The organism is Streptomyces lancefieldiae (assembly GCF_031845825.1).
GTDB classification, from domain to species: Bacteria; Actinomycetota; Actinomycetes; order Streptomycetales; family Streptomycetaceae; genus Streptomyces; species Streptomyces lancefieldiae.
Window position 1 is genome coordinate 255,967 of the sequence record NZ_JAVRFH010000007.1, and the last position, 21,527, is coordinate 277,493.

At 73.7% G+C, this 21,527-nt stretch carries 18 protein-coding genes and 1 pseudogene; 11 read left to right on the plus strand and 8 right to left on the minus strand.

The window, feature by feature from the left end:
- Positions 1–18 precede the first annotated feature (18 nt).
- Positions 19–2,565, plus strand: coding sequence for an FtsX-like permease family protein (locus RM812_RS10000; RefSeq protein WP_311572069.1), 2,547 nt, complete (start codon positions 19–21; stop codon positions 2,563–2,565).
- A gap of 111 nt (positions 2,566–2,676) precedes the next feature.
- Here the strand turns inward: RM812_RS10000 and RM812_RS10005 are convergent, their stop codons facing one another.
- Positions 2,677–3,825 carry a sensor histidine kinase gene (locus tag RM812_RS10005; protein ID WP_311572070.1) on the minus strand — a complete coding sequence of 383 codons (1,149 nt, stop codon included), beginning with the start codon at positions 3,823–3,825 and terminating at the stop codon, positions 2,677–2,679.
- A gap of 472 nt (positions 3,826–4,297) precedes the next feature.
- Positions 4,298–4,975 carry a uracil-DNA glycosylase gene (locus RM812_RS10010; protein ID WP_311572071.1) on the minus strand — a complete coding sequence of 226 codons (678 nt, stop codon included), beginning with the start codon at positions 4,973–4,975 and terminating at the stop codon, positions 4,298–4,300.
- A gap of 193 nt (positions 4,976–5,168) precedes the next feature.
- On the opposite strand from RM812_RS10010, the pseudogene RM812_RS10015 reads away from it, so the two are divergent.
- The 3 genes and pseudogenes from RM812_RS10015 to RM812_RS10025 all read left to right on the plus strand — a co-directional run.
- Positions 5,169–5,243, plus strand: a pseudogene (locus RM812_RS10015) (uracil-DNA glycosylase); the annotation flags it as partial.
- On the plus strand, positions 5,240–6,223 hold the full coding sequence (locus tag RM812_RS10020) for an N-acetylglucosamine kinase (protein ID WP_311572072.1): 984 nt from the start codon (positions 5,240–5,242) through the stop codon (positions 6,221–6,223). The pseudogene RM812_RS10015 and the gene RM812_RS10020, both read left to right, overlap by 4 nt.
- A 138-nt stretch (positions 6,224–6,361) precedes the next feature.
- Positions 6,362–7,285: a sirohydrochlorin chelatase gene (locus RM812_RS10025; RefSeq protein WP_311572073.1), complete on the plus strand. Its 924-nt coding sequence runs from the start codon at positions 6,362–6,364 to the stop codon at positions 7,283–7,285.
- A gap of 367 nt (positions 7,286–7,652) precedes the next feature.
- Here the strand turns inward: RM812_RS10025 and RM812_RS10030 are convergent, their stop codons facing one another.
- Positions 7,653–8,687, minus strand: coding sequence for a lactonase family protein (locus tag RM812_RS10030; protein WP_311572074.1), 1,035 nt, complete (start codon positions 8,685–8,687; stop codon positions 7,653–7,655).
- A gap of 162 nt (positions 8,688–8,849) precedes the next feature.
- The gene (locus RM812_RS10035; protein WP_311572075.1) at positions 8,850–10,340 is read right to left on the minus strand and encodes an FUSC family protein; all 1,491 of its coding nucleotides are present in this window, start codon (positions 10,338–10,340) and stop codon (positions 8,850–8,852) included.
- 214 nt (positions 10,341–10,554) lie between these two features.
- Here RM812_RS10035 and RM812_RS10040 point away from each other — a divergent pair, with 214 nt between their 5' ends.
- The 3 genes from RM812_RS10040 to RM812_RS10050 all read left to right on the plus strand — a co-directional run bounded on the left by RM812_RS10040 (position 10,555) and on the right by RM812_RS10050 (position 14,785).
- Entirely contained in the window at positions 10,555–11,031 is a 477-nt protein-coding gene (locus RM812_RS10040; protein WP_311572076.1) for an Lrp/AsnC family transcriptional regulator, read from the plus strand.
- A 19-nt stretch (positions 11,032–11,050) separates the two neighbouring features.
- Positions 11,051–11,746 carry an HAD family hydrolase gene (locus RM812_RS10045; protein ID WP_311572077.1) on the plus strand — a complete coding sequence of 232 codons (696 nt, stop codon included), beginning with the start codon at positions 11,051–11,053 and terminating at the stop codon, positions 11,744–11,746.
- A 210-nt stretch (positions 11,747–11,956) separates the two neighbouring features.
- Entirely contained in the window at positions 11,957–14,785 is a 2,829-nt protein-coding gene (locus RM812_RS10050) for a beta-L-arabinofuranosidase domain-containing protein (RefSeq protein WP_311572078.1), read from the plus strand.
- A 278-nt stretch (positions 14,786–15,063) separates the two neighbouring features.
- On the opposite strand, the gene RM812_RS10060 is transcribed toward RM812_RS10050, so the two are convergent.
- Entirely contained in the window at positions 15,064–15,882 is an 819-nt protein-coding gene (locus RM812_RS10060; RefSeq protein WP_311572079.1) for a LysR family substrate-binding domain-containing protein, read from the minus strand.
- Positions 15,883–15,940: 58 nt separating this feature from the next.
- Between RM812_RS10060 and RM812_RS10065 the strand changes: the two genes are divergently transcribed.
- Entirely contained in the window at positions 15,941–16,339 is a 399-nt protein-coding gene (locus RM812_RS10065; protein ID WP_311572080.1) for a DUF5997 family protein, read from the plus strand.
- 69 nt (positions 16,340–16,408) lie between these two features.
- Here the strand turns inward: RM812_RS10065 and RM812_RS10070 are convergent, their stop codons facing one another.
- The 3 genes from RM812_RS10070 to RM812_RS10080 form a co-directional block, all read right to left on the minus strand.
- Complete coding sequence (locus RM812_RS10070; RefSeq protein ID WP_311572081.1) at positions 16,409–16,900, minus strand: DUF1360 domain-containing protein; 492 nt, start codon at positions 16,898–16,900, stop codon at positions 16,409–16,411.
- A 104-nt stretch (positions 16,901–17,004) separates the two neighbouring features.
- Positions 17,005–17,391: a DUF2267 domain-containing protein gene (locus RM812_RS10075; protein ID WP_311572082.1), complete on the minus strand. Its 387-nt coding sequence runs from the start codon at positions 17,389–17,391 to the stop codon at positions 17,005–17,007.
- 72 nt (positions 17,392–17,463) lie between these two features.
- Positions 17,464–18,624, minus strand: a complete 1,161-nt coding sequence (locus tag RM812_RS10080; protein ID WP_449657840.1) for an MGDG synthase family glycosyltransferase — start codon at positions 18,622–18,624, stop codon at positions 17,464–17,466.
- A gap of 325 nt (positions 18,625–18,949) precedes the next feature.
- Between RM812_RS10080 and RM812_RS10085 the strand changes: the two genes are divergently transcribed.
- From RM812_RS10085 to RM812_RS10095, 3 genes are all read left to right on the plus strand, one after another.
- Positions 18,950–19,804: an SDR family NAD(P)-dependent oxidoreductase gene (locus RM812_RS10085; RefSeq protein ID WP_311572083.1), complete on the plus strand. Its 855-nt coding sequence runs from the start codon at positions 18,950–18,952 to the stop codon at positions 19,802–19,804.
- A gap of 16 nt (positions 19,805–19,820) precedes the next feature.
- Entirely contained in the window at positions 19,821–20,747 is a 927-nt protein-coding gene (locus tag RM812_RS10090; protein ID WP_311572084.1) for a DMT family transporter, read from the plus strand.
- Between the two features lie 32 nt (positions 20,748–20,779).
- Positions 20,780–21,527, plus strand: a 748-nt coding sequence (locus tag RM812_RS10095; RefSeq protein WP_311572085.1) for a polysaccharide deacetylase family protein, incomplete at its 3' end; no start/stop codon positions are given.

Consider the following 21,527-nt stretch of genomic DNA (forward strand, 5'->3'; position numbering starts at 1 on the left):
CCGTTTCGAGAGGCACCCGTGATACGACTCGCATGGCGGACCCTTTCGGGCCGCAGGGCAAGCTGGGCCGCGAGCTTCGTGACGCTCGTCCTGGCCCTGGTCATGACGACGGCGTGCGCCGTATTGCTGGAGTCGGGCACCCGGGCCGCCGCACCCACCGAGCGGTACGCGGGGACGGACGTGGTCGTCGGCGGGCAGCCCTTCGTGCCCCGGGCACAGGCGCTTGTGACGGCGCTGAGCGCCCTGTCGTCCGTCGAGCGAGCCGTACCGGAGCTGTCGTTCCCCGTGTCGGCGGTGGACGGGTCCGGTGAGCCGGTCGAGGCGCCCTGGGGCGGCCCGTCCCTGGGGCACTCGTGGGAGAGCGCCGTCCTCGGCCCGTTCGTTCTGCGGCAGGGCCGCGCACCCGCCGACGACGCGGAGGTCGTGCTGGACGGCGTCCTCGCCGGACGCCTGGGCGTCGGTGCGGGCGACACCGTACGGCTGACCGGCCCGGACGGGCCGCGCGCATACAGTGTCTCCGGTGTCGCCGACCCTCCCCGGCAACCGGCCCGCCAGTACGCGGTGTTCCACACGCCCCGGGAGGCGGAGCGGCTCGCGGGCTCCGCCCAGCCGGTCCGGGCCGTCGGCGTGCTGGCGAAGGCGGCAGCGGACACGGCACAGCTGCGGCGGCAGGTGGAACAGAACGTCACGGCCCTGTACGGAAACGCCGGCGCGCCGGTCGTGGTCGCCTCCGGCGCGGGGCGGGCGGACGCGGAGTTCTGGAACGTGCCGTCCCCCGCGTCGGTGCTCTCCTCGCTCGTCGGCACCTTCGGAGCACTGTCGCTCTTCTTGGCGGCCTTCGTCATCTCCGGCACGCTGTCGCTCGCGGTCGCCGGACGGCTGACCGAGATCGGTCTGCTGCGGGCCGTCGCGGCCACCAAGGGGCAGATCCGTCGGATGATCGCCATGGAGGCCCTTCTGGTGACCGCGGCAGCGGCGCTCGTCGGTGTACCGGGCGGCATCGGTGTGGCGCTGCTCCTGCACCGGGTGCTGGTGGACGGGGAGGTCCTGCCCCCGTCGTTCGCCCTGTCCGTGGGGCCGGTCGCGCCCTGGCTGACCGTCGTCCTGGCCGCGGTCGTCGCCCAGCTCGCGTCGTTCGCCGCAGCCCGACGCGCGTCCCGGGTGCGGCCGGTGGAGGTGCTGCGCAAGTCGGCCGCACCTGCCCCGGGGATCGGGTGGCGGCGTGTGCTGCTCGGCGTGTGCGTGCTGGCCGGGGCGGGTGCCTGCCTGGGCGCGGTGGCCTCGGGCCGCCTGGACGGGGGCGGCGGGACGGCCGAGAGCATGGTGCTGGTCCTGATCGTCGGGGTGGCGCTGCTGGCTCCGTTGCTCTGCCGTGCCGCCGGCGCCGTTGTGGTGACTCCCCTGAAACCGCTCCTGCCCATGGAAGGCGCGCTGGCCGTCCGCAACCTCCGGCAGCAGAACGCACGGCTGGCGTCCACCGTGACACCGCTCGTGCTCGCCCTCTCCTTCACCGGCACACTGCTCTGTGTACCGGTGATCACGGCGGAGGGCGCGCAGCGAGCGGAACGGCAGCGCCTTCTCGCCGACCATGTGGTGACCTCGACCGGGCCGGGCATCGCGCCGGGTTACGCGGAGCGGGCCGCCCGACTGCCTGGAGTGGCGGCGGCGTCCGGGCAACTGTCCCTGTACGGAGAGTTGAGCCGGGCGGACGCCGATGAAGGCGGCGCCGAGGCAGTCGTCGGCGCGCGTCTGGTCGCGGTACGGGCGGAGGCGGTACCGGAACTGCTCGACCTGGGGGTCCGCGCGGGCTCGGTCGCCCGGCTCGGTGCGACTTCCGTGGCGCTCGGCGACAGCGCGGCACGACAGCTGGACGTGGCGGTGGGCGACCCGGTCCGCGTCGACTGGGACGACGGAACCCGGGACACCTTCCGCGTCGCGGCCGTCTACTCCCGTGACCAGGGGTTCGCCGACGCGCTGCTGCCGCATGCCTCGGCGGCCCGGCACGCGGCCGATCCCCTGGAGAGCACCGTCCTCGTACGCACCGCTCCCGGAGCCGATCGTGACGGTGTCCAGCAAGGGCTGGAGGCCCTCGCCGCGCAGTTCCCGGGAACCCGGGTCGGCGGTGGAGCGACGGAGGACGCCAAGAGCGGTTCGGGCTCCACGGATGCGGCCGACCTGTTCGTCCTCCTGCTGCTGGCCATGATCAATGCGTTCACGGCCATCGCCGTCGTCAACACCCTGGGCATGACGACGGCCGGCCGCAGACGGGAGTTGGCTCTGCTGCGGCTGGCCGGCGCCCAGTCCGCGCAGGTGTTGCGGGTACTGGCCTGGGAGGCCCTGCTCACCTGCGTGGTCGCGCTGGCGCTGGCCACGCTGGTGTGCGCGGCGGTGCTGGTGCCGCTCAGTACGGCGCTCACCGGCTCGGCCGTCCCCGCCCTCGCTGTGGGACCGTTGACCGCCCTGGCCGCCGGGGCACCCATGGTGACCGTCTTGACGGTCACCATGGTCGGCCGCACAGCCATGCGGCGTGCCGCGGCCGACGGGCTGGCCAAGGCCGTCTCCTGACCTCACCTTCGGCTCAGAACGCCGCCGTTCGGATCCGGCGCGACCGGCCCGGCGCGTCGGCCGGACGGGGGAGACCGCCGGCATGCGGCATGGTGGATCCCTCGGGACCGGTCACAGCCGACCGGTCTTCCCCTCGGGGACGGACGCAAGCGTGGCGAACGCCGTGGAGGCTTCGGCGGATCTGTCCTGCCCTGCGAAGGGCAGGGCCACCGCGATCCGGTAGCCACCCATGCCATCCGCCTCCGCGCTCAGCCTGCCGCCCCGTTCCGTGACCCGCTCGCGGAGATTGTGCAGACCGCTGCCGCCCAGTCCCTTCAGATCAGGGGAGTCCGACCGAGCCCGTCTCACCTCGCCCGAAGCGACCCCGTCGTTGGTCACCTCCAGGCGCGCCCACACTCCGCCCAGTTGCTCATGGCCCACGATGAGGCGGATCGCGCAGTGCCGAGCCTTGCTGTGCCGCAGCGCGTTGGTGACGCCCTCCCTGACCACGATGGCCAGTGTCTCGTCGACGGGCACCGGCAGTGGGGAGTCGGCCAGCTGGACGTCGACGGTGACACCGAGGGACTCCAGCAGCGCGGCAATCGTCCGCGCCTCCCGTTCCAGGGACAGCTTCCGGTATCCGGCGGACACGGCCCGTACCTCCGACAGAGCGTGCCGTGCGAGGGCCTGCGTCCGGCCCAACTCCTCGTGGGCGCGCTGAGGATCGCTGCGTACGAGCCCCTGGATCCCTTCGCACTGGAGCGCCACCGCCGTCAGTGAGTAACCGCACAGATCGTGCAGGTCGCGGGCGAAGCGCAGCCGTTCACGGTCGACGGCCCGCTGTGCCAGTGCGGCACGGGCCGCCTGCAGTTCCTCGGCGAGATCCGCGAGGCGCACCACGCCGAACAGGGCCAGGCCACCCACCGCGTGGGAGACCGCCGAATTGAGGCTCTGGCCGGTCGTCTCGCCGATGACCAGGGACAGGGGTACCTGAAGGCCGACCAGCACGGCGAAGGCGATCCACGCGTGCGGCATGGGCGTGGTGAGCAGCACCGCGGCGGCGAGGGACCCCGGAATACCGACCCAGGTGTCCTGGAAGAAGCAGTACGGCGCGTAGGTCAAGGCCGCGTGCGCGACGAACGACCACGGCCACCAGGGCTTGCGCCGGCGCACCGCCGCTGGGGCGGAGTGGCGCAGATGAAGGCCCAGGGTTGCCACCAGGATGGCTGACCCCACCACCAGGTCAGCAAGTCCGTCACGGTTGGCGGCCGTTGCCGCCACCGATGCGACGAAGAAGCCGACAGAGATCAGACAGACAATGACCCGCGCTCCCCGCGGACTGTTCTCTTCCCCCCACATGTCCCCCCCATGAGGTGTCTCCGCTCAACTCACGGGCGAGAATACGCAACCGGCCTCCTCGGCGACCCCACCCTGACGACGACCGGCGGACCGCTCCGCGAGGTGGAAGACCGCTTCAGCGTCGAACCCGCGGCAAGGGCCTTCCCCGACCGGACTCGTCAGGTCGCGGAGCAGAAGCTCCCCCTCGAGGTCGTCCGCCCCGCGGCGCTTCATCGAGAGCGACGACCTGCGGTGTCACGGCGTCAGTTCCCCGCCGGACGACCGGAGCGGCCCCGGGTCCCAGTGCACCTCCCGGGAGATGTCCTGTGACGGCCCCCGGCAGGGAACGCGTCTCAGGCGTCGGCGCGGCCCCGTCCGGACAGCCACTCCGGGCGGGGAAGGCGCCGGCGGTTCGTCACGGCAGACGCCAGTCCACCGGCGCTGCACCTTGCCGGGTGAGGAAGTCGTTGGCGCGGCTGAAAGGGCGGGAGCCGAAGAATCCCCGGTCGGCGGAGCGGGGTGAGGGATGCGCGGACTCGATCACCGGATAGCGGTCGAGATGGGGGCGCAGGTTGCGGGCGTCACGGCCCCACAGGATCGAGACCAAGGGCTTTCCCCGCTCGGCGAGGGCGCGGATCGCCTGCTCGGTGACCTCTTCCCAGCCCTTGTCCCGGTGCGAGCCGGGACTGTTCGGCCGTGTGGTCAGCGCCCTGTTCAGCAGCAGCACCCCTTGCCGGGTCCATGGGGTGAGGTCACCGTTGGACGGGCCGGGCAGGCCGAGGTCGCTCTGCAGTTCCTGGAAGATGTTGATCAGGCTGCCGGGCAGACGACGTACCTCCGGGGCGACGGCGAAGCTCAGGCCGATCGCCATCCCGGGCGTGGGATAGGGGTCCTGTCCCACGACGAGGACGCGCACGTCGTCGAAAGGCTGCTGGAAGGCGCGAAGGACATTCGGCCCGTCGGGCAGATACGTACGGCCCGCCGCAAGTTCGGTCCGCAGGAAGGCGCCCATGGAGGCGACGCGTTCGGCCACCGGTTCCAGGGCCTTCGCCCAGCCCGGCTCGACAAGTTCATGAAGAGGTCGTGGTGCCACGAGCCCTCACTCTACTGGTGCGCGTGAAGGACAAGTCCCGCGAACCAACCGCCCCGCCCCGCATCCAGCGGCACTACTCTTCCTCCTCGTCTTCTGCCAGAGTGACGAGCACATCCCGCAGCAGGTCCTCCGGAACAAGAGAGGCACGTCGAGTCCAGTGATCCGCCCACGCCGCCGACGTCATGCCCCTACGTCCCGTCCGTTCAGCCGGGCCAACGACCTGCTGATGCGGCTGGGAGGTCAGCCGGTCGACTGGCGCCTGCCGTGAGCGTCGGCTTCCTGGCCGTGGACTCCGGCGGCTCGGGCCTGCGCGTCGTCATGGGCACAGCCGGTGACGACGGGCGGGGTCGGCTCGGGCGGCGTGCGTCGCGCGAGCCCGTCCGCACCGGGGCGCGGGGCATCGACCCCGGACATCTGATGGCGCAACTGGTACCGATGGCCAGGGCGTTGACCGCCGAGACCGGCGTGTCCCGGCTCGGCACCGTCGTCGTGGGCGCCGCCGGACTGGCCACCCTCGGTGACGCCCTGCGCGCCGAACTGCCGGGCGCGCTGGCCCGGGAGTTCGGGGCGCGCACGGTCGCCCTCGTCGCCGACGCGGTCACCGCGTACGTGGGCGCCCTCGGTCCGAGGGCCGGCGCCGTGGTCGCCGCCGGCACCGGCCTGATCGCCACCGGAACCGACCTCGCCCGCTGGCGCCGGGCGGACGGCTGGGGGCATCTGCTGGGCGACTGCGGCGGCGGCGCCTGGATCGGGCGGGCCGGCCTGGAGGCGGCGCTGCGCGCCCACGACGGGCGCCGGGGCGGCTCCGCCCCGCTGCTGGCCCGGGCCGAGGAGCGGTTCGGCCCGGTGGCGGGACTGCCCGGCCAGTTGTATCCGCGCCCCGACCGTCCCGCCGTCCTCGCCTCCTTCGCGCCCGAGGTGGCCGCGTGCGCCGCCGCCGACGACCCCGTCGCCACGGACGTGCTGCGGGCCGCCGCCGCGCACATGGCCGACTCTGCCGCCGCGGTCTGCCCCACCGGCGGCGAGCCCCGCGTCGCGGTCACCGGTGGTCTGCTGAAGATGGGCGACCCCCTCGTCGTACCGCTGGCGGAGGAACTGGCCAAGCGGCTGCCGCACGCTCAGCGGGCGGCCGCGGAGGGTGATCCGCTGCACGGCTCGGTCCGCATCGCGACCGACCTGGCGACCGGCTCGCTCACCCTCCCGAGGGACGACAGGATGCTATGGGTGACGACCGTGCCCGACGGCTGAGAATCGGTCCGCCAACGAGGTGAATCGTGCCGATGTCGGCCGATCCGTACATCACTCATCAGACAAAACCGGACGGATACCGCTCAGCCGTACCCTCCCCGAACGGGGAAACCCCGGAAACCAGTAACATGCGGCGCCATGAGCTCCTCCACTGGGCCCGCGTCCGGCCTGCCAGTACGAATGCCGCGCCCCCGCCAGCCCGGACGGCACCGCCGTCCCGAACCCCTGGTGGCTCCCGAGGGCGCGCCCGCGCTCGTCCTCGCGGTGCCGGGCACGCCCAGTAGCGCCACCCGCGGCCTCGCCGAAGAGGTCATCAGCATCGCCCGCTCCGAGCTGCCCGGCCTCGACGCCCGGATCGGCTGGCTCGACGGGGAGGACGAGGAGTTCCTCCCCCTGCCGACCGTCCTCGTGCGTGCCGCCGAGGAGCGCACCGCCCGCTACGAGCATGCACGCGCCGCCGGGATGGACGTGAAGGAGCCGGAGGGCCCCGTCGCCGTCGTCGTGCCGCTGCTCGCCGGCCCGGACAGCGCGCTGCTGCGCCGGATCCGGCAGGCCGTCATGGACAGCAGCATCGCGGCCGAGCTGACCGATGTGCTCGGCCCGCACCCGCTGCTCGCCGAGGCGCTGCACGTGCGGCTCTCCGAGGCCGGGCTGGCCCGCGCCGACCGTGCCCGCCTGTTCACCGTGGCGACCGCCGCGGACGGCATCATCCTGGCCTCCGTGGGCGGTGACGAGGCCGTCCAGGCGGCCGGGATCACCGGCATGCTGCTCGCCGCCCGCCTCGCCGTGCCGGTGATGGCTGCGGCCCTGGACGAGGAGGGCTCGATCGCGTCCGTGGCCGAGCAGCTGCGGTCCTCGGGCTCGCAGCAGCTGGCGCTCGCCCCGTACCTGATCGGTCCGGAGATCGAGGCGAGCCTGCTGGACGAGGCGGCCAAGGAGGCGGGCTGTTCCACCGCCGAGCCGCTCGGCCCCTACCCCGCGATCGGGAAGCTGACGCTGGCGAAGTACACCACGGCGCTCGGTATCTCGCCGCAGCAGCCGCAGGGCACGCCGGTCCGCTGAGGCGTGGGGCGCACGCCAGGGTGACGCGCACGACCGAAAGGGCCCGCTCGGGTATCGGAGCGGGCCCTTCGTCGTGCCGTGCGGCGCGCGGGCCGGCCGGCCGCGGGCCAGACGTGCGGGCCGCCACCGGACCTTCGAGAGCATCCACAGACAAGCGAGCACACCTGCGCCGGGAACCCCCGCCGGCCGCGGGCCGGACATGCGAGCCACCACCGGACCTTCGAGAGCATCCACGGACAAGCGAGCACACCTGCGCCGGGAACCCCCGCCGGCCGCGGGCCGGACATGCGAGCCACCACCGGACCTTGGAGAGCATCCGCGGACAAGCCGAGTCCCCCTGCGCCGGGCGCGCCGGCCCGGTGCCGGGTCAGTCGAAGACCACGCAGGACGCCGCGGGTACCGCGAGTGAACCGCCGCGCCGGGGCACACCGGTCTCCGGGTCCAGCGCGAACCAGGTCACGTCTCCGGAGCGCTCGTTCGCCACGTACAGGAAGCCGTCCGACGCGGCGAGGGCCCGCGGCCAGTGTCCGCCGCAGGGCACCGTCCCGAAGAGCCGCAGCCCGTCCGGCTCCACCTCGAACACGGACAGGACGTCCTCGCCGCGGGTCGCGGTCCACACGAAGCGGCCGTCGGGCGAGACCACGATGCCGGACGGGTAGGCGTCGCCCTCCGGAACCCCGGTCAGCACCTGTACCTCGGTGAGGGGCTGCAGCACGCCGTCGGCGGCGTCCCAGCGGCAGACGGTGACGGTGGGCGCCAGTTCGTTGACCACGTAGGCGTGGGAGCCGTCCGGGTGGAAGGCCAGGTGCCGCGGACCCGAGCCGGGGCGCAGCGCGACCTCCCGGTGCACGACGAGTGCGCCGTCCGTCAGTCCGCAGACCCGCACCGAGTCGGTGCCGAGGTCCACGCTGACGGCCCAGCGCCCGCTCGGGTCGGGTTGCACCTGGTGGGCGTGCGGCCCCTGCTGCCGCTGGGCGTGCGGGCCCGAGCCGGTGTGCTGCAGGACGCCGGTCGGGGTGCGGGCGAGGGTGCCGTCGGAGCGGACGGGCACGGCGGTGACACTCCCGGAGCCGTAGTTGGCGGTCAGGACGTGCCCGGCGTACAGGCTCAGATAGGTCGGCCCGTCGCCGTTCACGGGCACCGGCCGCCCGGCCGGCTCGGGCCTGTCCCCGGTCACGCGGAAGGCGGCCACCGCGCCCTCGGCCCGCTCGCTGACGGCGTAGAGCGTCTCCCCGTCGGGCGCGAGGGCCAGGTAGGAGGGGTCGGGCAGGCGGTCCGTGCCGCTGACGACCGTGAGCGCGCCGTTGTCGGGGGCGACGGCCACGGCCAGGATCCCTGGACCGCCGGCCGCCGTGAACGACCCGATGAACGCCCGCCGCTTCCGCCTGTCGCCGTCTGCCACCGCTGACCCCTCTCGTCCCGCTTCGCGCTGCCGCGCGCCGCGTCGCGCCGCGTCGTCCGGCGCCTCGTCGAGTACCGACTGATCGTCTGCCCAGGAGCGACGGTAGCAGTCGATCACTCGCGGTCTAGACCAAATGGGTGGCGTGGCGTGGGACCGGCCCGCTCACGCACCGACCAGGGGCGACCCGGAGGGGCTCCGCAGGGGCGCGGCGAGTTCGGCCAGGGCGCGTTCCAGGCCGTGGAGGTGGGCCAGCGCGGGTTCGGCGGCGAGCGGCCCGTCCGCGCGGGCGGGGACGGCTCCGCCGCCGGTGAGCGCCTCGACCGCGGCCTCTACACGCCAGCAGGCGGCGGCCAGCCGGGCGTCGTGCGAGGCCTCCGGGTCGGCGGCGACGGCGACCAGGCCGCGGATCTCCCGGGCGCAGTCGTCGAGCAGGGAGAGCACCCGGCGGGCGCGCCGCTTGCGACGGTACATCGGGTTCAGCGGGTGCACGAGCGGGGCGAGCGACAGCCGGACCCGGCCGAGCAGCTGCTCCAGTTCGGCCACCCGCGGCGCCGGATCGGCGTCCTCGGTTCCGGAGAGGCGGGCGGCGGCCTCCGCGGTGCAGGCGTGCACGCAGCGCAGGGCGCGCTGGATCCAGGCGTCGTTGACGGCGTGGGTGGTCACGGGCAGGACGAAGAGCACCGCGAGTGCGGCGCCGAGCGCCCCCACCCCGGTCTCGGCGAGGCGCAGGGCGAGCAGTCCGGGGCTGAGGACGCCCAGGAGGCCGTAGAGCAGCTCGGCGAGGAGGGTGACGCAGAGCATCATCCAGGTGTAGGAGACCGCGGCGGTGTAGAAGATGCCGAAGACGCAGGCGGCGGCGAGTACGGCGGAGGGCACCGCGGCACCGGCCAGCGGGACGGCGATCAGGAAGCCGAGGCCGATCCCCATGACCGTGCCGAGGACCCGGCGGAAGCCGCGGACCAGGGTCTCGCCGCGCGAGGTGGTGTTGACGAAGACCCACCAGGTGGCGCCGACGGCCCAGTACCAGCGGTCGCCGGACACCATCTGGCCCACGACCAGGGCGAAACCGGCGCCCGCGGTGGCCTGGACGGCCTGGCGGGTGGTGATGCGGGCGAGCCCGGTGCCGGCGGGCGGCGCGGGGGCCACCGGCGCGGGCAGCCGGCGCTCGTAGCACCACAGGCCGAAGCGCACCACCGCGGCTGCGGCCACGGCCAGCAGGACGGCGGCGTACATCTCGGGCAGCCGGTCCGTGGTCGCGTGCAGGAACTGGGCGATGAAGAAGGTCATGAACGCGAACACGCCGAGGCTGTGCCCGCGTGGCCCCCAGCGCCGGGCGTACACGCCCGCGCCGACGACGGCGAGGAAGGTGAGGTCCCGGGCCACCGGGTGGTCGTGCAGCGCGGCCGCGGCGGCGAGCACCGGCAGCCCGACGACCGGAAGCAGCGCGGTGGTGACCGCCTGCCCCCGCACGGTGGCGTCGGTGACGGTGAACAGCGCGAGCAGCGCGGCGAGCCCGCCGATGACGGCGCCCACGAGAGAGGTGCCGGCCAGGCCGCAGACGACGACGGCCAGGCCGATGCCGAGGACGGCCCGCGCGGCGAACCGCAGCCGCGCCCGTCCCGGGTCCGGGCTCATGAACAGCCGCTTGAGCACTACGTACCGCCCCCTTCGTGAACCGGTCGTCACCCGCCCGGTCATCGGCATGAAAAAGGCGCCGCGGGATCCGCAGCGCCATCGACTCCTCCATATCAGCATCCCGACCGCCAGTGGCTCAAGAGGCACCTTCAGAACTGAGCCATTGGTACAGTGATCACGGCGATCTCACAGCCACCGAAGAGCCAACGGCCGACGAAGGGAACCGGGCGCCATGGCCGTCGACGAACTCGACACCCGCATCCTGCGGCTGCTGCTGGAGCAGCCGCGCACCAGCGTGCGCGAGTACGCCCGCCTCCTCGGGATCGCCCGCGGGACACTCCAGGCCCGGCTCGACCGTCTGGAGCGCGACGGCGTGATCACCGGCACCGCACCCGCCCTCTCCCCCGCCGCGCTGGGCCACCCGGTGCTGGCGTTCGTGCACATCGAGGTCACCCAGGGCCACCTGGACGAGGTGGGCGAGGCGCTGGCAGCCGTCCCGGAGATCGTCGAGGCCTTCTCCATCACGGGCGGCGGCGACCTGCTGACCCGGGTCGTGGCCCGCGACAACGCGCATCTGGAGGACGTGGTCCAGAAGCTGATCAGCCTGCCCGGGGTGGTCCGCACCCGCAGCGAGGTGGCACTGCGCGAACGCGTGCCGCACCGGCTGCTGCCCCTGGTGGAGTCGATCGGGCGCACGGCACGGAAATGAGCCTTGGCATCCTGGGTCCATGAGCACTCTCGGCGGCATCTCGGTCGTCTTCGACCTCGACGGCACACTCGTGGACAGCGAGCCGAACTACTACCAAGCGGGCCGGCGGACCCTCGCCGAGTACGGCGTCCCCGACTTCACCTGGGCCGACCACGAGGGCTACGTGGGCATCAGCACCCAGGAGACGGTCGCCGACTGGAAGCGGCGGTACGGCCTGCGGGCCCCGGTGGAGGAACTGCTCGCCGTCAAGAACCGCCACTACCTGGAGCTGGCCCGCACCTCCGCGCGCGCGTACCCCGAGATGCGGAAGTTCGTGGAACTGCTGGCCGGTGAGGGCGTCCCACTGGCCGTGGCGTCGGGGTCGTCACCCGAGGCCATCGGGACGATCCTCGCCCGGACCGGGCTGGACGCGTATCTGCGCACGGTCGTCTCGGCCGACGAGGTGGCGCACGGCAAGCCCGCCCCCGACGTCTTCCTGGAGGCGGCCCGCAGGCTCGGGGCGGACCCCGCCGACTGCGTGGTCCTGGAGGACGCCGCACCGGGAGCCGCCGCCGCGCACGCTGCCGGAATGCGCTGCATCGCGATCCCCTACGTCGCCGCACAGGCCGACGCCACGGAGTTCGCCACCGCAGGCCTGCTGCTGCGCGGCGGACAGCGGGAGTTCACCGCGCGGGCGGCGTACGACTGGCTCGTGCGGGCGGCGCGGTCTTCCTGACCGCGCCCGCCGCGGACCGCACCCGCACCCGGCACCCGCATCCGCCCCTACTCGTCAGTACCGTTGACGCTCCCGGGCCCCTTGCCTATCTTCTGGGCGACCTTCCGAACAGTGGTCGATATTTCGAACGCACACGTCGAACACCTCGACCCGATGTCACGCCCCCACGGAACAACCGAAGAACCGAAGAACCGAAGAAACGAGGAGCACATGGCAGCGCCCCTCTCCCGGCGGACCTTCCTGTTGGCCACGGCGGTCGCCGCGGGAACGCCCGCGGTCTCGTACGCGGCGAGCGGCCGGCCCGGCACCGCACCACGGACACCGGCCGCGCCCGCGAACCTCGCGGCACCGGCGACCTGGTCCGTACGACCGTTCGAGCTGGAGGACGTGACGCTCGGCCCGGGCGTGTTCGCCGACAAGCGGCGGCTGATGCTGGACCACGCCCGCGGCTACGACGTGAACCGGCTGCTCCAGGTCTTCCGCGCCAACGCCGGTCTCTCCACCCTCGGCGCCGTCGCCCCCGGCGGCTGGGAGGGGCTGGACGGCGAGGCCAACGGCAACCTCCGCGGCCACTACACCGGCCACTTCCTGACCATGCTGTCCCAGGCGTACCGCAGCACGGGAGAGCGCGTCTTCGCCGAGCGGATCGGCACCATGGTCGGCGCGCTGACCGACGTACGCGAGGCCCTGCGGCACGACCCGGTGGTGTTGAGCACGGACGGCCGCTTCGGCGGCGCCGCGGAGAACGTGCGCGGCTCCCACAAGTACGTCGACCTCCCCGCCGGCGTCCTCGGCGACACCCCGGAGATCACGCTGGCCGCCTGGGTGAAACCCACCCACGACGGCAGTTGGGCCCGCGTCCTCGACTTCGGCGACGACACCAACCGCTACCTCTACCTCGCCGCCCGCAACGCCCGCGGCGAGCCGCGCTTCGCCATCACGGACAGCGGCGCCGGAGGCGAGCAGGGCCTCGACGGCACGGCCGCACTGCCCCTGAACGAGTGGAGCCACCTGGCCGTGACCCTCGCGGACGGCACCGGGACCCTCTACGTCGACGGAACGGCCGTGGCGCGCAACACGGGCATGTCCCTGACCCCCGCCACCCTCGGCCCGCTCGCCCACCACTGGCTCGGCAGGTCGCACTACCGCGCCGACCCCGTCTTCGCGGGCGCGTTCGAGGAGTTCAACGTCTGGTCGCGCGCCCTGAGCCCCGACGAGATCGGCGCGCTGCGGGACAGCCGCGCCGCCGACACACCGGCGGGCCGGGGCGACCTGGCGTCGTACGCCTTCGACGAGACCGGGGGCGGCACCTTCGCGGACTCCTCCGGCCGGGGCCTGACCGCCACGCTGCGCCGCACCTGGGGCGGGCCCAGCCACCCCGGGTTCCTCGCCGCGTACCCGGAGACGCAGTTCATCGAGCTGGAGTCGATGACCGGCAGCGACTACGCCAGGGTCTGGGCGCCGTACTACACCGCGCACAAGATCCTCCGCGGTCTGCTGGACGCCCATCTCGCCACCGGCGACGAGCGTGCGCTGGACCTCGCGTCCGGCATGTGCGACTGGATGTACTCCCGGCTGTCCGTACTGCCGGCAGCCACCCTGCAACGCATGTGGGGCATCTTCTCCAGTGGTGAGTTCGGCGGCATCGTGGAGGCGATCTGTGATCTGCACGCGGTCACCGGGAGGACGGAACACCTCGCGCTGGCCCGGCTGTTCGACCTGGACCGGCTCATCGACGCCTGTGCCACGGACACCGACGTCCTCGACGGCCTGCACGCCAACCAGCACATACCGATCTTCACCGGCCTGGTGCGGCTGTACGACGAGACGGGCGAGGAGCGCTACCTCACCGCGGCGAAGAACTTCTGGGGCATGGTCGTACCCCACCGCATGTACGCCATCGGCGGCACCAGCGCCGGCGAGTTCTGGAAGGCCCGGGACGTGATCGCCGGCACGATCGGCGCGACCACGGCGGAGAGCTGCTGCGCGTACAACATGCTCAAGCTGAGCCGGACGCTCTTCTTCCACGACCAGGACCCGGCGTACATGGACTACTACGAGCGGGCCCTGTACAACCAGGTGCTCGGCTCCAAACAGGACGCGCCGGACGCCGAGAAGCCGCTCGTCACCTACTTCATCGGGCTGACGCCCGGTCATGTGCGCGACTACACGCCCAAGCAGGGCACGACCTGCTGCGAGGGCACCGGCATGGAGAGCGCCACCAAGTACCAGGACTCGGTGTACTTCGCCGCGGCCGACGGCAGCGCCCTGTACGTCAACCTCTACAGCCGCTCCACGCTGACCTGGGCCGAGCGCGGCGTCACCGTCACCCAGACCACGGACTATCCCCGGGAGCAGGGCAGCACCCTCACCATCGGCGGCTCCGGCGCGTCCTTCGCCCTGCGGCTGCGGGTGCCGTCCTGGGCCGGCGCCGGGTTCTCGGTCACCGTCAACGGCCGTGCCGTCCAGGGCACTCCGACGCCGGGCAGCTATTTCACGGTGTCCCGGAGCTGGCGCCGGGGCGACACCGTGCGGGTCCGGATCCCCTTCCGGCTGCGGGTGGAGAAGGCCCTCGACGACCCGTCCCTGCAGGCCCTGTTCTACGGCCCGGTCAACCTGGTCGCCCGTGACCCGGGCACCGATCTCCTGGAGTGCGGCCTGTACCGCAACGCGGGACTCTCCGGCGATCTGTTGCCCACGCTCACCCCCGTGTCCGGCCGACCGCTCCACTACACGCTGGACGGCACCGAGTGGGCGCCGTTCGCCGAGGGGACCGAGGACCCGACGCACGCCTACTTCCGCCGCTCGGAGCCCCGGGTGGTCCTCGGCGGCACCGACTCGGGCGTCGCCAACCCGGCGAAGGAGGACGGCACCACGCTGCTCGACGAGATCTGGGCCGCGGCTCCGTTCCGCGGCAAGGCCACGCTGGTGACGCACGTACGGTCGACGGTGGACGCGTGGGTGACGGCCGGGCTGCTCGGGCGCGACGAGGGCGAGCGGGTGGTGAGGACCGCGCAGAAGGCGTCGTACGCCGGCTGACGGGGCCGACGGGTGGCGGTGTCGCGGTCGGCATCATGCGCATCACGCACGGCCAGATCCTCCCGGTCCGGCAGCCGGCCGACCAGGCCAACGACACCGTGCTGGACCACGTCACCGTGCTGGAGAAGAACGGACTGGTCAACTTCGACCAGGTCAACTTCCAGCAGTCGGCCCCGCCGGACCTGGCCGAGGCGCAGCCCACCCAGGCCGGACGTCGACCCCTCGGCACCGACGCCCGGGCCGACGGTCCGCTGACACGGGGGTCGGTCGCGGAGGGGTCAGCGGCCGCGGGGCTTGCCGCGCCTGCCGCCGCCCTTCGTGCCGCCGCCCTTGGGGTTGCCGCTCCTGGGGCCAGCACTCTTCGTGCCGCCACTCTTCGTGCCGCCGCCGGCGCCGCGCCGCGCGCCGCCGGTCTGCTTCGAGGCCACCGGTCCGCGCCGCGCGCCGGCCTTCTCGGTGCGCTCGCCCGTGGACGCCGGCGCGGACTGCCGGCCCCGGGTGCTGTTGACGGTCCGGCCCCGGACGATCCCGATGAAGTCCTCCACCCGGTCCGTGTGCGCGTCCTCCGGCCAGGACAACGCCACGCTCGACCCGGGGGCGTCGGTCACCGTCCGGTACGTGAGGTCCTTGCGGTGGTGGAGCCGGGCCAGCGACAGGGGCACGAGCAGCACGCCGATCCCGGCCGCGACCAGCTCGACGGCGTCCGCCGTCGTGGCGGGGCGTTCGAAGGCGGGCCGGCCCGGCGGCCGCTCCCAGCCGAGGACGTCGTCCAAGGGGTGCAGCACGATCTCGTCGGCCAGGTCCTCGACGGTCACCTCGTCGGCCGCGGTGACCAGGTGGTCCTTGGGGACCACCACGACCGTGGTCTCGGTGTACAGCGGGATGGCGCTGAGGAGGGTCCGGTCGACGGGCAACCGCACCAGCCCGGCGTCGGCGTCACCGCCCAGCAGCACGCCGCTCGCCTCGGCGGCGGGCACCTGGTGCAGGGACAGCGGGACGCCGGGCAGCCGCTCGTTCCAGATGCGCACCCATTTGTCGGGTGTCACCCCCGGGACGTATGCGAGCCGGAACGAGGGGGGGTCTTGCGAGCCTGTCACCCGGCCAGGTTACCGGGCGTGGTCGGGGACCGCTCACATGCTCGATACCCTAGACACCATGACGTCGCACCAGAACACCCAGACCATGAAGCCCGCGACCGCGGCGAAGAAGCTGGGTGTGTACCTCGAGGCCACACCCGCCGAGTTCCGGGAGGGCGTCGTCACACGCGCCGAGCTGAACGCGCTGCAGACCGACCCGCCCGCGTGGCTGCGCGACCTGCGACGCGACGGGCCGCACCCGCGTCCGGTGGTGGCGGCCAAGCTGGGCGTGTCCATCGCGGGCCTGCACCGGGGCGGGGTCACCGAACCGCTCACCACGGAGCAGATCGAGACGCTGAAGCAGGAACGCCCCGAGTGGCTGGAGCGGGAGCAGGCCGTCCAGGCCGACGTCCGCAAGGAGTCGGCCCGCGTGAAGAAGCTGCACGCGGAGCGCGCCGAGCGTGCCGCACGCGACTGACCGTCCCGGCGGGCGCGCGCACGCCCCGTACGCAGGCCGCCCTTTCCCGGCCTCTCGTTCACTGCTCGCTCATCCCTCGGACTTCTGCTCCGTCAGGCTCCACGCGTACTGCAGCCAGTCCGACACCACGACGGCGGTCAGTCCCGCGCACAGCAGCCGCCCGGCCCGGGGCGCGACGGCGTAGGTGCCGACGAGTCCCCCGGCCACCCAGGCGGAGGTGCAGAAGGGGCAGGAGATCAGCTCACCGACGGCACGGCGCAGGCCCGTGCCGCGCGGGGCGTCCATCACCTCGTTGGCGTCGCTCTCGCGCTCGCGGCGGGTGAACGGCGCCCGCAGGAAGCTGGTGACCTTGTCCTTGGTCAGCAGCCGGGAGGCTTTGAACGTCGCCGTCCCCAGCAGGGCCACGTCCCAGACGGGGACGGCGTCGGGCAGTCGCAGCCCACGGCGCCGCGCCGTCACGGCGAGCACGCCGGCCCCCGCCGCGAAGGTCGTCGCGAGCGCCGCGTACCCGCCGAGCGGTGTGTCCTCCCCGCCGTCGTAGGGCTCCTCGCCGTCCATCATCGATGCCTCCTCGTGGGACGTCTCGGGTCCTCGGGTCCTCGGGTCCTCGGCCGGAGAGCGGGTGCCCTGTTCCGGCCGTCCGCAACGCGTGGTGGGGGCCGCTCTCAGCGCGTTGCCGGTCCGCCGAACAGGTCGGCGCAGTCCGCCGGCAGGTCGGCCAGGAGATGGTCCACACGTTCGCCGGGCACCGCTTCGGTGAGGGTGGAAAGCACGGCGCCCGCGTCCCACTCCGCGGTGCGGGGCCGGGCGCCGGTCTGCTGCGCCACCCGCCGCAGGAACTCCTCGCGGCCGAAGGTCTCGGGACGCCCGCGCTCCAGGCGCAGCGCGTCGTCCAGGGGTGCGGGCAGGTCGGAGGCCAGGTCGGCCGCCTCGTCCTGGGCGATGCAGGACGCGATCACCCACAGGACGGCCGTACTGACCTGCTCGGCCTCCTCCTTGCTGTGGTACTCGCCGCGGTCGCGGACCAGGGTCAGGAATTCGTCGAGCCGCACGGCTTCCTCCTTCCGCCGGTTCACGCTCCGGGCCGGGTGCCCACCGCCCGGGCCGGGGAAACGGGCGCGGTCTCACCGGCGTGCGCGCTCGGCGTCGGCAAGGGCCGTCACCCGGGTCACGGCGTCGTCCGTGAACAGCGCGTGTCCGGCGGCGATCCGCTCCCGCCGGGCCGGGCCCGGGGCGGTGAGCCGCCGCAGTGCGGCGAGCAGCGCGGTGTCGTCCTCGGCGACCTCCGACACTCCCAGCGCGGCCATCCGCCGGACGCCGTCCGCGCCGTGGCCGGGGATCGGGCGGTGCCCCACGACCGGCAGTCCGGCGGCGAGCGCCTGGACGGCGGTCTGGCCGGCCGCGTTGTCGACGAGGGCGCGGGCCGCGTGCAGGAGGCCGGGCATGTCCGTCACCCAGCCCGGCGCGACCACGCCCGGTGTGCCGGACAGTGCGCGGCGCAGCCGCTCGTTGTCGCCGCAGAGTACGACCGGCAGGAAACCGTGGTCCCTCAGGAGCCGGACGGTGGTGTCCAGGTGGGAGCCGACTCCCCAGGCGCCGGCGGACAGGACGACGGCGGGCCGCCCGGGACCGAGCCGGTCGAACAGCCCGTGCCACCCGGCCGCCCCGGGAGCGTCGGCGAAGTACTCCGGAGCCACGACGGGGCCGCACGTCCCCGCGGACGTGCCGGTGTACTCCCGCACCTCGTGCGCCGCGTCCTCGGTGAGACACAGGTAGTGGTCGTTGCCGGGGTGGAGCCACTGCCGGTGGACGGCGAAGTCGATCACGAGGACGACGCTGGGCACCGGCAGCAGACCACGGGCGCGGAGATGGCCGGTCAGCTGGGCGCCGAGGTGGAAGACGGGGACCACCACGTCCGCTCCCGTGCGCTCGACCAGCTTCCGCAGCCGGTCGCCGGCGAGCCGGGCCAGGGGCGTGCCGCTCGGGCGGCGTCCTGCGCCGGGGCGCAGGAAGAGGCGGTACAGGACGGCGTACGCCCAGGGGAAGTGGCGTACCGACCCGCGGTAGAAGTGCCGCAGCGCGCGGCCCAGGCCGTACGGCAGCAGCGCGAGGACGTCGACGGCCAGGGCGTCGCCGCCGCGCTCCCGGGTCCGGCGGACCAGTTCGGCGGCGACCGTGTCGTGCCCGGCGCCCATGCTCGCACTGACCACCAGCAGACGGCTGCCGTCCTGCGGGGCGCGCGGGCCCGTGGGCCGGTGGGGCGTCGATGAGCTGTGAGGATGCACGGCGGTCCAGGTTGCCCTGCCGGCATGTTCCAAACCGCTGCCGCTGCGGACCACTGCTGTCCGGAGCACGGCTGTTCAGAGCACTGCTGTTCAGAAACACCGCTGTTCAGAAACACCGCTGGTCAGAACCACCGCTGGTCAGAACCACTGGTCACCAAAGCGGCCACTGAGTACCAAAGCACCGATGATCTTGGCGTTTCGGGTGTTTAGGGTGTTTCGGGTGTTCCGCCAGGGATACTCCATGACCGCCCGTCCGGCCGGACGCGGAGCCCGACCGCCTGGTCGGTCGCCTCCTCCGCGTCCGCCCCGAGCCAAGGTGGTCGTCATGGTGTCTGCGTTCTCCCGTCCCCGGGCCGTTCCCGGGCCGCAGGTCGTCGCTCCCGACGCGGACCACGCCAGGCCCCGGCGGGAGCCCGTCGGCGTGCGGGACACGCAGACGCGCACGGCACTCGTGACGGGGGCTTCCTCCGGCATAGGCGCGGCCGTGGCCCGGCGGCTGGGCGAGGAGGGCGGCTGGCGACTGGTGCTCAGCGGGCGTGACGCGGGCCGGCTGCGGGAGGTCGCCGCGGACGCGTCGGCCACCGCCTTCGCCGCGGACCTCACCCTGCCCGGCGCCGACCGGCAGCTCACCGACTTCACGCTCGCCACGGTGGGCCCGGTGGACCTGCTGGTGGCCGGGGCCGGGATCGGCTGGGCCGGGGAGTTCCTGGACATGCCCCCGCACCGCATCGACGAGGTGCTCGACATCAACGTGCTGGCCACGCTGCGACTGGTGCGGCTGCTGCTGCCGGGGATGGTGGAGGCGGGGTCGGGGCGGGTGGTGCTCATCGGATCGCTGGCGGGCAGTGTGGGGGTGCGCGACGAGGCCGTCTACTCCGCCGCCAAGGCCGCGGTCGGCGCCTTCGCGGACGCTCTGCGCTACGAGTTGCGGGGCACCGGCGTGGGGGTCACCCATGTGGTGCCCGGTGTCGTCGACACACCGTTCTTCGAACGCCGCGGCGCCCCCTACCAGCGTTCCAGGCCGCGTCCGGTGTCCGCCGAGCGCGTGGCCGAAGCGGTGCGTACCGCGGTGGTGCGGGGCCGGGACGAGGTGTACGTGCCGGGCTGGCTGCGGGTGCCGTGCCGGGTGCGGGGCGCGGCTCCGGGGGTGTACCGGCGGCTGGCCGCGCGATTCGGATGAGTGGGAGTGCGCGGCGGTGAGTGTCCTCACCGTCGTCCTGGCCCTCTTCGCGGCGCTGTCCAACGCGGCGGCGTCGGTACTGCAGCGCCGGGCCGCGGCGCAGGACGAGGACCGGGCCGGTGCCGCCCACGCGGTGCTGCGCTCGCTGCCGCGGCTGGCGCGCGACCGGTACTGGGTGGGCGGGGCGGCGCTGCTCGCGCTGACGACGGTGCTGCAGGCGGCGGCGCTGGCGGTGGGCAGTCTGGCCGTCGTCCAGCCGCTGATGGCCACCGAGCTGCTGTTCACCCTGATGGTCGGCAGCATGGTCTTCCACCGGCGTCCCGACTCGCGGACCTGGCTGGCCTTCGTGGCCCTGGCCGTGGGGCTCGCGCTCTTCCTGGGCGCCGCCGCGCCGTCGACCGGCCACGGCACCGCGACCCCCGGCCGGTGGGGCTGGGCCGGCCTTGCGCTGTTCGTCGTGGTGGCGTCGCTCGCCTCGGTCGGCAGCCTGGTGCGGGGCGCTCCCCGCGCCGCGCTGTTCGGGTCGGCGTCCGCGGTGGGGTTCGGGGGTACGGCGGCGTTGCTGAAGGAGGTCACCGGTCGGTTCCCCCAGGGGGTGGGCGCCCTGCTGACCCAGTGGCCGCTGTACGCCACGGCGGTGGTCGGCGTGGTCAGCTTCCTGTTGCTGCAGAGCGCGTTGCGGGCGGGCACCCTCGCGGCGTCGCAGCCGGCGCTGACCCTCGGCGACGCGCTGACCAGCGTAGCCCTGGGCTCCGCCCTGTTCGGCGAACAGATCGCCCTCGGGGTGCGGGTGCTGCCCGAGCTGATCGGCATGGCGCTGATCGGCCTCGGCAGCGTGGGACTGGCGCGGGCGCCGTCGGTCCACGGTGCCTGGGACACGACGCCGGCGGCACGGGACGGGCCCCGGTCGGGTCTGGGGAATCGGGAACATCGGGGGCCATGACCGAATCGCCGGGGGGACAGGAGGCACCACGGATGCGTGAGGGGATTCATGCCGGACGGGCGGTGTACGCCGCCGCGCCCGTCGTCGCCGCGCTGGCCCACATCGGCCCCGCCGCGACGTGGCTGCCGGAACTGCGCCGGCGCCGGTTCCCGGGGCTGGCCGGACAGGGCCGCCCCGACCACGTCGCCCTCACCTTCGACGACGGACCCGATCCCAGGTCCACGCCGCACTTCCTCGACGCGCTGGACGCGCTCGGCGTGCGGGCGACCTTCTTCGTCCTGGGCGAGAACGTCGTACGCCACCCGGTGCCGGCCCGTGAGCTGGCCCGGCGCGGGCACGAACTCGCCGTCCACGGCTGGACCCACGACCGCCCCTGGCTGCCGGCGCCGGCGCGGGACGTACGCCGACTGCTGCGTGCCGCGCATGCGGTGGGAGAGGTCGCCGGACGGGCTCCGCGCTGGTACCGCCCGCCCTACGGCATCCTCACCTCCGGGCGCTGGGCGGCAGCCCGCCGCGCCGGGCTGCGGCCGGTGCTGTGGACGGCGTGGGGCAAGGACTGGCAGGAGGACGCGACCCCTGCCTCGGTGCACGCGACCGTCGCGGCGGATCTGCGGGGAGGCGGCACGGTCCTGCTGCACGACACCGACCACGCCTGCGCCCCGGACAGCTGGCGGACCACCCTGGCCGCCCTGCCGGACATCGTGGGCGACTGCCGCCGCGCGGGGCTGACGGTGGGGCCGCTCGGCGAGCATGGGGTCGCCGGGGCGGACGGAGTGGCCG